Below are 12,786 nucleotides of genomic sequence, written 5' to 3' on the forward strand. Positions count from 1 at the left end.
GGGGGCGGTACGGGAACTCCGTACCGCCCCCTGCGCGCGGTCTACTTCACGGCGAGCAGCAGGGTGTCCGAGGGCGAGCACCACACCGGCCTGGCCTCGCCGAATCCCTTCTCGCGCAGCACGCGCGCGTGCCACTGCACCGACGGCATGTCGCCGTCCGCGTGGTCGCCGTAGATCTCGTAGCGCCGGGCGGTGGGCTCGGCGAGGACCGGGTCCTGGGCGGCGAGCTGCCACCACTCGGTCCAGCCGAGGACGCCGGATTCCCTGGCCTGTTCCATGCGGGTGTGGCGCTGCGCGCGGTCGGCGGCGTTGATCCGGGGCGTCGTCTCGTCGATCATGTGGTCCGCGTTCATGAAGACACCGTCGGCGCGGACGAGTCCCGCGACCTGGCCGTAGAGGTCCGCGAGGGGTTCCCGGTGCAGCCAGTGCAGAGCCGTCGCGGTCAGGACGGCGTCGTACGACTCGTGCGGCAGCCTCGTCGGCCAGCCGGGGTCCTTGAGGTCGGCGGTCACGAGGCTGACCCGGTCGTCGCGCGCGAAGGTGCCGTCGGCGATGGCCAGGAGCGCCGGGTCGAGGTCGACGCCGGTGCTGGTGGCGTCCGGGAACCGGGCGAGGAGCCGGCGGTGATACTGCCCGTGCCGCAGGCGAGGTCGAGGACGCGCGGTGCCGTGCCCACAAGGGCCTCGACCTCCCCCATAGCCCGAAAGGCATGGAGGGACCCCCATCCAGCATGATCCGGAACCGCTCCTCACGGTCGGGCAGGTACCACCCCTGCTGCCGGTCCCAGCTCTTCTGCCAGGCCTGCCAGTCGGCGGTGGCCGAGGTGATGTCCGCGTCCGTCATCGGGCCCCTCCCTCGTAATACCCTGGAAGCGCCATCAGCTGTTACCAGTGCGCGCTCACGACCATAAAGCCCCTCTGTAAGGACTACAAGTGGAACTGGCCTATTACTCGGACTACGCAGTGCGCCTCGTCAACACCGAGGAACCGGCCCGGGGCAAGGACACGCTGACGTCGGTCGAGGCCGTTCGCGACCTGTTCGGCGGCCAGCAGTCGGCAGCCCGCCGCGCCACGGACGCGGACGTGACCCGCTTCCGCTCGGTGCGGGCCCGGCTGCGCGCGGTCTTCGAGGCGGCCGACAGCGGTGACGAGCAGCTCGCCGTGGACCTGCTGAACTCGCTGCTGCTGGAGTTCCCTGTGAGCCCGCAGATCTCCGGGCACGACTTCCGCGACGACGACGGCCGCCCCCTGTGGCACATGCACCTGGCGGATCACCCGTCCAACGCGACGGCGGGCTACGCGGCGATCGCGGCGATGGGCCTGGCGTTCCACCTCACCGAGTACGGAGTGGACCGGCTCGGCCTGTGCGAGGCCGCGCCGTGCCGCAACGCCTACCTGGACACCTCCACCAACCGCTCCCGGCGCTACTGCTCCGACCGCTGCGCGACCCGCGCCAACGTGGCGGCCTACCGGGCCCGCAAGCGCCTGGAGGCGGCCCGGCCCGAGGTGCCCGAGAAGACGGGCCTGGCGGCCGAGAGCACCCAGCCGAGCAGCGCCCAGGGCGAGCGCCGGCCGGGCCTGAGCGGCCGGTAGCGGAACCGGACGCGTCCCAGCACCAGGTCGTCGGGCACGACGCCGTAGTCGGTGCTGTCGCCGCCGGCGTAGGTGTTGTCCCCGAGCACCCACCAGCCGCTCTCGCGCCGCTGGGCGGCCCGCTTCACCACGAGCAGGTCCTGCTGGAACGGATGCCGCAGCACGATGACGTCACCGGGCCTGATCCGGGCCCCGTAGTGCACCAGGAGCCGGTCCCCGTGATACAGCGTGGGCACCATGGACGGCCCGGTCACCTCGGCCACCCCGAAGGGCGCGGAGGGCCCCCCGCGCTCGGACTCCTGCGACAGCTCCGGCATCACCCGGCACCTCCCCGGTTCTTTCCTCCGCCAGTCTCAGTCTCACCCCGGACTTTTGTCCTAAGCCCATGGGGGCACTCGCGAAAACCCCTCCGTCACGGAGTAGTGTCCCCTGTGAGAAGACGATCACGAGGAAGGAATGCTCCATGCTTTCCCGCCTGTTTGCCCCCAAGGTCAAGGTCAGTGCGCACTGCGACCTTCCCTGCGGTGTGTACGACCCCGCCCAGGCCCGCATCGAGGCGGAGTCGGTCAAGGCCATCCAGGAGAAGATGGCCGGCAATGACGACCCGCACTTCCAGGCCCGCGCCACCACCATCAAGGAGCAGCGCGCCGAACTCGCGAAGCACCACGTCTCGGTGCTCTGGAGCGACTACTTCAAGCCCCCGCACTTCGAGAAGTACCCGGAGCTGCACCAGCTGGTCAACGACACCCTGAAGGCCCTCTCGGCCGCCAAGGGTTCGACCGACCCGGCCACCGGCCAGAAGGCGCTGGACTACATCGCCCAGATCGACAAGATCTTCTGGGAGACCAAGAAGGCCTGATCTTTGATCATGCCGTGTGACCTGCGATCTCCTGGATCGCTCGGTCTTCCGGTCCGCACCCGGTCCGCACCCGGTCCGCAGGCCGCCGGCAACGGCGTCCATGGCGGTCCGGGTGCGGTCTTCTTCGCCCGGCCACAGGTGAGCGCGGATCCGAGGTGCGACGCCGGCGGGGATGGACGCGTGCCGAGGACGATCCGCGCCCTCGCGGCCAGTCCCCGTCGGCGTCGCCATGCCGCTGAGCCACGAGGTTGCCTGCACGTGCCCTCCTCGCCGCCGGCGGCGCGCTCTTACGCGACGGCGACGCCCAGCCCCGCCTGCACCGCGTCAGCCGCACCGCCGCCGGCACCGTGGCCGGTCACACCACCCGCGCTCCGCCCGATCTCACGGTGGTGGTGTCAGCCGGCCAGGGCGGCGAGGGTGGCGTCCAGGTCGGTGGCCCTGGGCTGGTTGTGGGGGAGTGTGGCCAGGACCTTGGCCATGCCGCAGGTGTTGGTGAGGGCGGAGAAGACCAGGCCGCCGGCGACGCCCGCGGAGAGCCAGCGGGCCGCGCTCCACCGCTGTCCGGCGATCAGGCCGGTCAGGACGAGGGATCCGGCCGCGAGGCGGACCTGGCGGTCCATGGCCCAGGGGGCGGGGGTGCCGGCGGGCCGGTGGGTGTCGTGGCCGAGCTGCGTCCAGACGGTGGTGCCGCCGGTGAGGGTGGCGGCGGCGATGCCCTGTTCGGCCAGGCGGTGGCAGGCGGTCGCGGAGCGGGCGCCGGACGCGCACACGACGAGGAGGTCGCCGCGACCGGCAGCGGTCTTCAGCGCGGGCAGAGCGCTGTCGAGGTGGTCGAGGGGGATGTTGTGGGCGCCGGGCAGGTGACCGGAGGCGTATTCGCCGGGGGTGCGCACGTCGATGACGGTCAGCTCGTGCAGGCGGGCGTCGACCTGGTCGGCGGTGAGGGCGGGGGTGGGTGCCACGGGGGGATTTTCCTTTGCTCGGTTGGGGTTATCCCTTCGGTAGGATACCCAAGGGGGTATCCCGAAGGAGTGTGGGTTGTGGAACTTGCGATGGCGGCTGAGGAACTGAAGACGGTGGTCAACCGGCTGCGCCGGGCGCAGGGCCAGATCGCCGGCGTGATCAAGATGATCGAGGAGGGGCGGGACTGCGAGGACGTGGTCACGCAGCTCGCGGCGGCCTCCCGGGCCTTGGACAAAGCGGGTTTCGCGATCATCGCCACCGGCCTGCAACACTGCCTGACCGATGCGGACATGGCCGCTTCCGGTGACCGGGAGCAGATGCGCACCCGGTTGGAGAAACTGTTCCTCTCGCTGGCCTGAGGCATGACGGCGAAGGTGCGCTGCAGCGGTCGCTGACCTTGGCGGCCAGGCGTTCGCCGCCCCGGGCACGGAGTATCGCGGCGGCCCCGGGTCAACCGGCCAAGCTCTCCCGGTCCCTGTCTCCGGCCGGAGGCGTCGGCGGCCCTGTGGTCAGACGATCACGTCAACGAACATGAGGGCCGCCACCGCCAGCAGGACACCGGCGAAGGCCCTCTGAAGAGTGGCGCCGGAGACCTTCGTCGCGAGCCTTTTGCCGTCCCAGGCGCCCAGGATCGCGGCTCCGGTGAAGGGGCCGATGATCTCCCAGTGGAGCCCGCCACCGGTACCGGCGCGAGCAGCGAGCGCGGCCAGCGAGTTCACAGTGATGACCAGCAGGCTGGTGCCAACCGCCCGCCGCATGGCCAGTCCCAGGACGCTCACCAGGGCGGGCACGGCGAGGAAGCCCCCACCGACCCCCAGAAAGCCCGTCACGGCACCCAGCCCGGCACCGGCGCCGGCCGCCCTGCCGGGATGGATCCGGTCCGGTGGCTCGGACGCGGACGATCGCAGCATGCGCATGGCCGCCAGCGCGGCGACGCCCGCGAAGGCCGCCGTCAGCACCTCTGCGGGCAGGCGCCCGGCGGCGGCGCCGGCGAGGAAGGCGGGGACGATGCCCGCCGCGGCGAACAGCGCCCCTGTCCTCCACGCCACGTTCCCGTCTCTGGTGTGGGCGTACAGGGCGGTGACGGAGGTGGCGGTGACGATGATCAGGCTGGCCGTGGTGGCCGCCGCCGGAGTGAAGCCGAGCAGGTAGATCAGCGCCGGTACGGCAAGGACGCTGCCGCCACCGCCGAGAGCTCCGAGAGCGAGACCGATGACGGCCCCGGCCATGAGGGCGAGAACGAGTACGGTCACGCTATTCGGCCGCTGTTCCCGCGTTCGTCGACGACCGGGTGCCCGGCGGCGGCCCACGCGTTCATGCCGCCCTCGACGTCCACCGCCTGCGCTCCGCGTTCGGCGAGGAGCTTGGCCGCATGCTGGGAGCGGTGACCGCTGCGGCAGATCACCACCAGCGGCCGCCCCTGCGCCTCGGGCGGCAGCGTGCCGCCGGTGGTCAGTTTCGTCAGTGGTACGTGGACGGCGCCCGGGGCGTGGCCCGCGGTCCATTCGGGTTTCTCCCGGACGTCCAGCAGGACGGCGCCGGGCTGATCGCCGCTGGTACGGCTGCGGGCCTCGTCGACCGTGACGCGGGGCCCGTTTCGGCGAAGGAGGGACATCACACGTTTCCTTCCGTGCGGCGAAAACGGGGGTCAGCCGGAGGTCAGGGCCAGCCCGGCATCCGCCGCGGCGTCGAAGCCGTCGTCGACGGCGACCACGTCGCGGCCGGCGGCGTCGAGCAGGGAGGCGGCGATCGCCGCGCGCATCCCGCCGGCGCAGTGCACCCATACCGTCCCGGGCGGCACCTCGCCGATGCGGCCGTGCAACTCGTGGATCGGGATGTGGACCGAGCCGTCGACGGAGCCGCCTGCGCGCTCCGAGTCCCGCCGCACGTCCAGGACGACCACGTCGTCGCCGCGCTCACGGACATCGGCGAGATCGGCGAAGCGGGCACGGGGAAAGGAGGCGAGCTGCTCGCCCTCACGGACCCAGCCGGCCGGATCACCCGTGGCGGCGGCGGCCGGGCGGTCGATGCCCACCCGCGCCAGCTCCCGCTGCGCGTCGGCGACCTGCTCCGGGGTGTCGGCGAGCAGGGTGACCGGCTTGCCCCACGGCATCAGCCACGCCAGGTAGGTGGCGAGCTTGCCCTCGGCCTCGAAGTTGTACGCCCCGGCCACGTGCCCCTCGGCGAACGCCGTGCGGCTGCGCAGGTCGACCACCCACTCCCCCGCGGCCAGCCGGAAGGCGATCTCCTCGGCGTCGGCACGCTCGGGCGGGGTGAGGTCGACCGGCGCGGGACCCGCGGCGTTGGCCGGGCCCATGTGCGCGTAGTACGCGGGCACGTCGTCCAGCCCGGCGAGCACTTGGGCGACGAAGGCGTCCACGTCCAGGGTCAGCGCGTCGTTCGTCTCGCGCTCCTTGCCGATCGTGGTCGCGTCCCCCTCGGTCTGGGACGAGGAGCAGAAGCTGCCGAACCCGTGGGTGGGCAGCACCGGCACCTCGTCGTCCAGTTCGTCGGCCAGCCGGTGGGCGGAGGCGTGCTGAGCACGGGCCAGTTGCTCGGTCAGCCGCGGCTCGACCAGGTCCGGCCGGCCCACGGTGCCGATCAGCAACGACCCGCCGGTGAACGCCGCCACACCACGCCCGTCCTCGGTGAGGGCGTAGGAGGTGTGGTGCGGGGTGTGCCCCGGAGTGGCCATGGCGCGCAGCACCAGGCCTTCGTCCACCGTCACGGTCTCGCCGTCGGCAACGGGGGTGCGGGCGAAGGACACGTGCGCCCCGGCCGGCACCAGGTACTGGGCGCCGGTGACGCGGGCCAGCTCCAGGCCGCCGGTGACGTAGTCGTTGTGCACATGGGTCTCGGCCACGAAAGAGATGCGCACCCCTCGGCGGGCCGCTGCGGCCATGACCTGGTCGATGTCGCGCGGCGGGTCGATGACCACCGCGGCACGGGGCCCGCCGGCCAGGTAGCTGCGGTTGCCCAGGCCCTCGAATTCCAGGGTGTCGACAAAGAACACGACTCACGACTCCTCTCGGACGGTGTACCCCGGGGGGTATCTGATGCCCACCCTAACAGCTATACCCGAGGGGGTATTCCACAGGCGGAAAGCGCCCACCCAAGGCATCGCCTGAAGTCTGGCGGGTACCCGGTGGGGTATTGAGGAATCAGTCGTTCCGCACCCGCCGGGAGGGCCCGTGTCCTACGACCGCACCGGCCGCCTCGGCGCCGACTTCGGCGCTGACTTCGACACCGCCGTCACCGCCGTACGAGGGCCCTGAGCGATCAGGGCTTCGGCGTCCTCACCGAGATCGACGTCAAGGCCAAGCTCGACCACGACATGGAGGACTACCTGATCCTCGGCGCCTGCATCCCGCCGCTCGCCCGCCAGGCCCTGGAAGCCGACCGCAGCATCGGCCTGCTCCTGCCCTGCGACGTCGTCGTCCGCCGCGACGGCGACACCACGCTCGTCCAGGCCCTCGACCAGGCACCATGGTCACCCTCACTGGCCTCGAGACCCTCAAGCCCGTCGCCGACGACGCCACCGCCCGCCTGGACGCTGCCCTGAGCGCCCTGTCCACCGCCTGACCCCAGCGGACCTCTCCCCCGACGACGTCAGTGCGCGACCGGTGGCCTTCCCATGGACGGCTCTGCCGCACACGGGTGGCTGGCGTTGTCCGTGGCCGGGTGCGGTCCGGTCCCGAGGCGAGTCGGCTCCCGGTCGTTCAGGCCGCCGTGCCGACCTTGGCCGGTGGCTCGGTGGAGAGGGGAACCCCGTGGGCGTCGTTGACGTTGCGCGCGTGCACCGGGTTGCGGCGCGAGACGAGCACGATGCCCGCGGCGAGGGCCATGCCGACCAGGGCGACGACGGCCGTGCCGAGGTCGCCGCCGTTCCGGACGACCGCGACGGCCAGTCCTCCGGCCAGCGCGGCCGCGGGCACGGTGATCGTCCAGGCGACGGCCATACGGCCGGCGACGCCCCAGCGGACCTCCGCGAGCATGGGGCCGAGCCCCGCACCGAGGATGCTGCCCGAGGCGCCCTGGCCGGCGCGGAAGCCCTTGGCTACGGAGTCCTCGCGGGCGCGGCCGGTGAGCCGGTAGGCGAGGCAGGTGGCGAGCAGCGCCGCGGCACCGGCCACGACTGGCGAGACCACCGCCGGCACCAGCACCTTCTCGACGACCCTGCCCAAGTCCACGCCGTGGCTGCCCGCCCCGACCCACACGGCCCCGATCAGCCCGCCGAACAGGGCGTGCGAGGAACTGGAGGGCAGTCCGACGAGCCAGGTCAGCAGGTTCCAGAGGATCGCCCCGACCAGCCCCGCGAAGATCATGCCTGGGATGACGAGGGTCTCGTCCACGATGCCGTCCGAGATGGTCCTGGCGACCTCGGTGGCCAGAAAGGCGCCGACGACATTGAGGACACCGCTGATCAGGACCGCCGTACAGGGAGCGAGCGCGCCGGTGGCGATGGACGTGACCATCGCGTTCGCCGTGTCGTGGAATCCGTTGGTGAAGTCGAAGGCGAGTGCCGTGACGATGACGACCGCCACGAGGAACGTGATGTGGTCCATTACTGCATGCAAACAAGCCCAGGCCGGGGAGGGGGAACGGCAGGCACAGGCCGGCAAGGTTCACGCAGGTGGCGGCGACGGGCGCGTCTACGATCGCGCCCATGAGGATCCGCTGGACATACGCCTTCATCGACCGCCCGGGCGAGGACTTCGCCGCCGCCTGTGCCTTCTGGACGGAGGTCACCGGCACCCGCCTCTCCGAACCGCGCGGGGAGCACGACGAGTTCGTCACGCTGCTCCCGGACGGCGCCGACGCGAGCGTCAAGGCACAGGCGGTCGGGTCGGGTTCCGGCGGCGCGCACCTGGACTTCTGCGTCGACGACGTACCGGGGTTCGCCGGCGCGGCGGTGCGGCTCGGCGCGAGCGTGGTGGAGGACCTCGGTTCACTCGTCGTGCTGCGCTCGCCCGGCGGGCAGTCGTTCTGCGCGGATCCCTGGCGCGGGCAGTCGACCCGGCCGGGCGTGGTGCGGGGCAGCCGGCTCGACCAGGTGTGCCTGGACGTCCCGCCTTCGGCCTACGACACCGAGGTCGCTTTCTGGGGCGCGCTGCTCGCGGACTGGGCGTCGCTGCCGGGCGCCCTGCCGGAGTTCCACGTGGTCGAGCCACCGCGCGGCCTGCCGGTCCGTCTGCTCCTGCAACGCCTCGACGAGGAGCGCCCGGCCTCCGCCCACCTCGACCTCGCCTGCGCGGACGTCACGGCGACCCGGGCCCGGCACGAGGAACTCGGGGCCGTCTTCGTGGCCGGCTTCTCCGGCTGGACGGTCATGCGCGACCCGGCGGGCATCCCGTACTGCCTGACCACCCGGGATCCGGAGACGGGCCGGCGGCGGGTCACTACACCCTAGCCGCCGTCGGTGAACGCGCACATGGCCGCCCCGGCCTCGGGCGTCGGGCAGGGAGGTAGGTCGGGTGACTCGCCCGGCCTGGTCTCCTGCCAGACCCATCCAGTCGCGCGGATTGCCGAGCACGCCCTGCGCGGGCCGCTGCCCGGCCACCGCGAACAACGCCTCGGGGTTGCGGCACGGGCCCACACCCCCACGGGACCGATGCGCCCAGCGTCTTGTGCCGCCGGACGCCTGTCCCCCACTGGCTGTCCGCACTCGCTGCCCACAGGTCGGACAGACGTGTTCTTCGCTGCCCAGGCCCTCAGGGCAGGCCGGTCGGGACTCAGCGCTTCCTGCTGTACGTGCGCACCAGCACGCCGTTGCCGAACGTGCGCACCGACTCCAGGGTGAACTCCGAGAGCGCGAATCCGGAGCCGAACATGGGCATGCCCGCCCCGTACACGAGCGGATAGGTCTTGATGACGAGCTCGTCGATCTCGTCAAGCAGCTCTCCCGCGATCCGCGAGCCGCCGCACAGGTAGATGCCGAATTCGCCCCCCTCCGCCTTCAGTTCGCGGACCTTGCCGACCAGGTCGTCCGGGATGATCTCGACGTTCGGGTCGGGCGACTCCTTCAGGGTGCTGGAGGCTACGTACTCGCGCAGGTGGGCGTAGGGGCTGGGGTTGTTCTCCTTGAGGGCGAGGTCGTAGCTGCCGCGGCCCTGGATGACGGTGTCGAACCGCTTGTTCGGCAGGTCGTCGAGGCCGAGTGCCTGGCGTCCCCGGGTCGGCAAGGTCTCCGGATACTCCGTCTTCAGGAAGTCGAAAAACTCCTCGTCGACGAAGGGGAACATCGACGCCGCGTCGCCGTCCGGGTCTCCGATGAAGCCGTCGATGGAACAGGCGATGAAGTACGTGAGCTTTCGCAAGCCGGTCTCTTTTCAGAGGCTGTCGCTGAACAACTCCAGTTGTAGTACTGCACGTGTAGTGACTGCAAGGGGTCATCCGCGAGCCACGGAAAGTGAGAGAAGGGACACCGCGTGGTCTGCAATCCCGAACGCCGGGCCGGTCTCGTCGACGCCGGTATCGAGGTGCTCGCGCGCAAGGGGGCGCGCGGGCTGACGTTCCGCGCGGCGGACACGGAGGCCGGCGTGCCCGTGGGCACCGCCTCCAACTACTCCGCCGGCCGCGCCGATCTGCTGCGCCAGATCGACACCCGGCTGCACGTTCGGCTCGCGCCCGACCCGGACGTGGTGGCCGGGCTGATGGCCCGGCCGAAGGACCACTCGCTGGTCATGGCCTTCGTGCACGACCTCATGGCCCGCGCGACCCGCGACCGCACGGGCTACCTGGCCCTCATGGAGCTACGCCTGGAGGCCACCCGGCGCCCCGAACTGCTCGCCTCCTACACCAAGTCGGTGCACGGTGACCTGGAGGAGGCCATGGAGTTCCACCGGACGGCCGGGCTGCCCGGCGGCGACGAGTCCGTCGCCGTGCTCTATCTGGCCATGCTCGGCCTGCTCCTGGAGCACCTGACGCTGCCGGGCGTTCTGGAGGGCGTTCTGCCCGGATTGGGCGTACCGGACGGGCTGGTGGAACGGATCGTGGCCACGGTATCGCCGGAGGGGCATGGGGGTCCGGAGGGGCAAGAGCGGCCGGGGGCCCGGAGAACCAGAAGGCGCAGCGGGCCCCAGAGGGCCAGACGGGCCAGGAGACGCCGGGGTCGCCCGGATGAGCCCTACGCGGCCGTGTGCGGCCTGGGCTCGCGCCACATCGGCCACATGGCCGGGCCGTCGGGAAGATCGAGGACCGGACCGGCGAGTTCGAACCCGAGACGCTCGTACAGCCGGCGGCTGCGGGCGCTGCTCGCCTCCAGGTATGCGGGCCGCCCCTCCCGGTCGCAGCGGTCGAGAACCGACTCGATGAGCGCGGTGCCGAGGCCCTCGCCCTGGCGGCCGGGCGCCACGCCGATCATCCACAGGTACTCGTGGGCCCGCCCGGAGGGATGGACGGCTGCCGTCAGCCGGCCGATCATCTCGATGCGCTCGTTGTCCGGGTCGACGGCCTCCCGCACCTGAGCCGGACCGTCGTCCTCGGCGCCGCCGTCATGGTCGTCGCCGGGCAGGGACAGCCACAGCGCACAGGCCGAGCCGTCCTCGGTGACATCGACGCGGCCGGCCGCGAGCACGATGTCCGCGAAAGCGGCCATGAGGCCCGGGTGCTTGGCACGGCGGTCCTCCACGCAGGGGAAGACCCAGCCGCTCACGGGATCATCCTGGAACGCCTCGTCGAGAAGCCGGACGACCAGCTCCCGGTCCCCCTCGCCCACCGTCCGGATCGCCACGCCCATGCCCCGCCCCTTCGGTCGTCCTGACGGGCGTTGATCGTAGGGCGACCGATGACCCTTGGGCGGGACGGTGCGGGACGTTGGCGCAAACCAGTCGAACAATCGCACAAAGGCGGCCGGTCATGCGACACGGGTGAGGGCGTACTCGAAGGGGCGGGCCCCGCACACCGTGGGGCAGATGCGGGACCCACCGGCCGGAGGCCGGTGGCCGTGCGGGGTCAGGAGCCGCACGGCCCCCGGCGCTCCGGGGTCCTGCCCTCCGGGCACCCGAAGGGGCACGAGATGCCGCCGACGCTCAGCCGCTGCCGTGCCCTCAACTGCCGCCATCAGTCAACCGCTGCCGAGCATCAACTCCCGCCCATGGTCGCCGCCCGCCGATGGTCAACTCCTGTCGATGGTCGACGCCCGCCGACCGTCAACATCCACCGGCCGTCCACTCCCGCCACCGTCAACTGCTGCGCCGCGTGACGAACTCGGCGAGGGCCAGCAGCCCGCCCGCAGCCTCCGGGTCCGGCACCGCGCGTGCGAGTTGCTCCATCGCCCGGGCCATCCGGTCGGCCGCCTGGCCCTGCGCCCAGTCACGGCCGCCCGCGCGCTCCACGGTCAGGGCGATGTGGTCCAGGTCCTCCTCCTCGTGCGGGCGTGCGTACAGTTCGGCGAGTTCGGCCGCCGCCGGGGTGCCGGAGGCGAAGGCGGCGACGACGGGCAGGGACTTCTTGCGGGCGGCCAGGTCCGCGCCGACTGGCTTGCCGGTGCGGCGCGGGTCGCCCCATATGCCGATGACGTCGTCGATGAGCTGGAAGGCCAGCCCGGCTTCCCGGCCGAACGCGTCCAGCGCCGCCACTTCGGAGTCCGAGGCGCCCGCGTAGAGCCCGCCGATCGCGCAGGCGCTGCCGAGCAGGGCACCCGTCTTGGCCTCCGCCATGGCGAGCACCTCGTCGAGCGTGACATCGCCGGGGGCGCACCGCTCCATGGTCGTGTCCGCGTGCTGCCCCGCGCACAGTTCGACCACGCAGTCCGCGAGAAGGGCGGCGGCGGCCGGTGCCGCCGAGTGCGGGTCCCGCGCGAGCAGCCGCAGGGCCAGTGCCTGCAGGGTGTCGCCTACGAGGATCGCGTCGGCGTCGCCGAACACGGTCCAGACCGTGGGCCGGTGACGGCGGGTGGCGTCACGGTCCATCACGTCGTCGTGCAGCAGGGTGAAGTTGTGGATCAGCTCCACCGCAGCGGCCGCCCGGGCCGCCGCGAGGCGTGCCTCGGGTCCTCCCAGGGCGGCTGCGGCGGCGAGGACGAGCGCGGGGCGGATCGCCTTGCCCGAGCCGCCCCCGGCCGGGGTTCCGTCGGCCATCTCCCAACCGAAGTGGTAGAGCGCGATCCGGCGCATCGGGGCAGGCAACGAGCCGAGAGCCGCCCGCAGCACCGGATCGACCTCCACCCTGGCCCGCTCCAGGAGCATGACCGCCTCGTGCCCCTCGGCCGGTTCCGGCCGGCCGTCCCGCGGCCTCCCGGTGGGCTCCCGCCTTTCGGGCGCCCCGGCCTCCTGCCGGGGCTCGGCGCCGCGCTGCCCACCTGAGGCGGGCAGCGCCGTCTTCGTCCTGAACCCCGTGAGGGACTCACCCATGGGACCGCCTCGGAGAATG

12 protein-coding genes and 4 pseudogenes are annotated in these 12,786 nt (G+C 72.1%); 6 read left to right on the forward strand and 10 right to left on the reverse strand.

Features of this window, described 5'->3' with window-relative positions; all coding sequences use genetic code 11:
• Positions 1–41: 41 nt before the first annotated feature.
• A pseudogene (locus ACZ5TL_RS23580) lies at positions 42–843 on the reverse strand (class I SAM-dependent methyltransferase).
• A gap of 89 nt (positions 844–932) precedes the next feature.
• Between ACZ5TL_RS23580 and ACZ5TL_RS23585 the strand changes: the two are divergent.
• Positions 933–1,592, forward strand: coding sequence for a CGNR zinc finger domain-containing protein (locus ACZ5TL_RS23585; RefSeq protein WP_468592156.1), 660 nt, complete (start codon positions 933–935; stop codon positions 1,590–1,592).
• Positions 1,593–1,657: 65 nt separating this feature from the next.
• Here ACZ5TL_RS23585 and sodX read toward each other — a convergent pair.
• Positions 1,658–1,909 (reverse strand): annotated as a pseudogene (sodX, locus tag ACZ5TL_RS23590) (nickel-type superoxide dismutase maturation protease); the annotation flags it as partial.
• 146 nt (positions 1,910–2,055) lie between these two features.
• Here sodX and sodN point away from each other — a divergent pair.
• Positions 2,056–2,451, forward strand: coding sequence for a superoxide dismutase, Ni (sodN, locus tag ACZ5TL_RS23595; RefSeq protein ID WP_010040396.1), 396 nt, complete (start codon positions 2,056–2,058; stop codon positions 2,449–2,451).
• A 395-nt stretch (positions 2,452–2,846) separates the two neighbouring features.
• Here the strand turns inward: sodN and ACZ5TL_RS23600 are convergent, their stop codons facing one another.
• Positions 2,847–3,413: a rhodanese-like domain-containing protein gene (locus ACZ5TL_RS23600; protein ID WP_468592157.1), complete on the reverse strand. Its 567-nt coding sequence runs from the start codon at positions 3,411–3,413 to the stop codon at positions 2,847–2,849.
• Positions 3,414–3,491: 78 nt separating this feature from the next.
• Between ACZ5TL_RS23600 and ACZ5TL_RS23605 the strand changes: the two genes are divergently transcribed.
• Positions 3,492–3,773, forward strand: coding sequence for a metal-sensitive transcriptional regulator (locus ACZ5TL_RS23605; RefSeq protein WP_010358257.1), 282 nt, complete (start codon positions 3,492–3,494; stop codon positions 3,771–3,773).
• 150 nt (positions 3,774–3,923) lie between these two features.
• On the opposite strand, the gene ACZ5TL_RS23610 is transcribed toward ACZ5TL_RS23605, so the two are convergent.
• The 3 genes from ACZ5TL_RS23610 to ACZ5TL_RS23620 are packed head-to-tail and all read right to left on the reverse strand — an operon-like array spanning position 3,924 to position 6,427.
• The gene (locus tag ACZ5TL_RS23610) at positions 3,924–4,667 is read right to left on the reverse strand and encodes a sulfite exporter TauE/SafE family protein (RefSeq protein ID WP_468592159.1); all 744 of its coding nucleotides are present in this window, start codon (positions 4,665–4,667) and stop codon (positions 3,924–3,926) included.
• Positions 4,664–5,029, reverse strand: a complete 366-nt coding sequence (locus tag ACZ5TL_RS23615; RefSeq protein WP_468592160.1) for a rhodanese-like domain-containing protein — start codon at positions 5,027–5,029, stop codon at positions 4,664–4,666. Before ACZ5TL_RS23615 ends, ACZ5TL_RS23610 begins: the two co-directional genes overlap by 4 nt.
• Positions 5,030–5,062: 33 nt before the next feature.
• Positions 5,063–6,427: an MBL fold metallo-hydrolase gene (locus tag ACZ5TL_RS23620; protein WP_468592162.1), complete on the reverse strand. Its 1,365-nt coding sequence runs from the start codon at positions 6,425–6,427 to the stop codon at positions 5,063–5,065.
• Positions 6,428–6,605: 178 nt separating this feature from the next.
• Here ACZ5TL_RS23620 and ACZ5TL_RS23625 point away from each other — a divergent pair.
• A pseudogene (locus ACZ5TL_RS23625) lies at positions 6,606–6,996 on the forward strand (DUF302 domain-containing protein).
• Positions 6,997–7,133: 137 nt separating this feature from the next.
• Here the strand turns inward: ACZ5TL_RS23625 and ACZ5TL_RS23630 are convergent.
• The gene (locus ACZ5TL_RS23630) at positions 7,134–7,979 is read right to left on the reverse strand and encodes an inorganic phosphate transporter (protein WP_468592163.1); all 846 of its coding nucleotides are present in this window, start codon (positions 7,977–7,979) and stop codon (positions 7,134–7,136) included.
• Between the two features lie 101 nt (positions 7,980–8,080).
• Between ACZ5TL_RS23630 and ACZ5TL_RS23635 the strand changes: the two genes are divergently transcribed.
• The gene (locus ACZ5TL_RS23635) at positions 8,081–8,824 is read left to right on the forward strand and encodes a VOC family protein (RefSeq protein WP_468592164.1); all 744 of its coding nucleotides are present in this window, start codon (positions 8,081–8,083) and stop codon (positions 8,822–8,824) included.
• 322 nt (positions 8,825–9,146) lie between these two features.
• Here ACZ5TL_RS23635 and ACZ5TL_RS23640 read toward each other — a convergent pair whose 3' ends face one another.
• Positions 9,147–9,731: a dihydrofolate reductase family protein gene (locus ACZ5TL_RS23640; protein WP_468592166.1), complete on the reverse strand. Its 585-nt coding sequence runs from the start codon at positions 9,729–9,731 to the stop codon at positions 9,147–9,149.
• Positions 9,732–9,842: 111 nt separating this feature from the next.
• Between ACZ5TL_RS23640 and ACZ5TL_RS23645 the strand changes: the two are divergent.
• Positions 9,843–10,430 (forward strand): annotated as a pseudogene (locus ACZ5TL_RS23645) (TetR/AcrR family transcriptional regulator); the annotation flags it as partial.
• A gap of 110 nt (positions 10,431–10,540) precedes the next feature.
• On the opposite strand, the gene ACZ5TL_RS23650 reads toward ACZ5TL_RS23645, so the two are convergent.
• On the reverse strand, positions 10,541–11,152 hold the full coding sequence (locus ACZ5TL_RS23650) for a GNAT family N-acetyltransferase (RefSeq protein ID WP_468592167.1): 612 nt from the start codon (positions 11,150–11,152) through the stop codon (positions 10,541–10,543).
• Between the two features lie 445 nt (positions 11,153–11,597).
• Positions 11,598–12,767 (reverse strand): family 2 encapsulin nanocompartment cargo protein polyprenyl transferase, encoded by a 1,170-nt coding sequence (locus tag ACZ5TL_RS23655; RefSeq protein WP_468592168.1) that lies wholly within the window; start codon positions 12,765–12,767, stop codon positions 11,598–11,600.
• Between the last annotated feature and the right edge of the window lie 19 nt (positions 12,768–12,786).

Source organism: Streptomyces sp. NPDC033136, assembly GCF_055578235.1.

Coding starts and splice junctions, on each gene's coding strand:
- sodN (WP_010040396.1), top strand. CDS start 2,056: ATGCTTTCCCGCCTGTTTGCCCCCAAGGTCAAGGTCAGTGCGCACTGC.
- ACZ5TL_RS23615 (WP_468592160.1), bottom strand. CDS start 5,029: ATGTCCCTCCTTCGCCGAAACGGGCCCCGCGTCACGGTCGACGAGGCC.
- ACZ5TL_RS23630 (WP_468592163.1), bottom strand. CDS start 7,979: ATGGACCACATCACGTTCCTCGTGGCGGTCGTCATCGTCACGGCACTC.
- ACZ5TL_RS23635 (WP_468592164.1), top strand. CDS start 8,081: ATGAGGATCCGCTGGACATACGCCTTCATCGACCGCCCGGGCGAGGAC.
- ACZ5TL_RS23650 (WP_468592167.1), bottom strand. CDS start 11,152: ATGGGCGTGGCGATCCGGACGGTGGGCGAGGGGGACCGGGAGCTGGTC.
- ACZ5TL_RS23655 (WP_468592168.1), bottom strand. CDS start 12,767: ATGGGTGAGTCCCTCACGGGGTTCAGGACGAAGACGGCGCTGCCCGCC.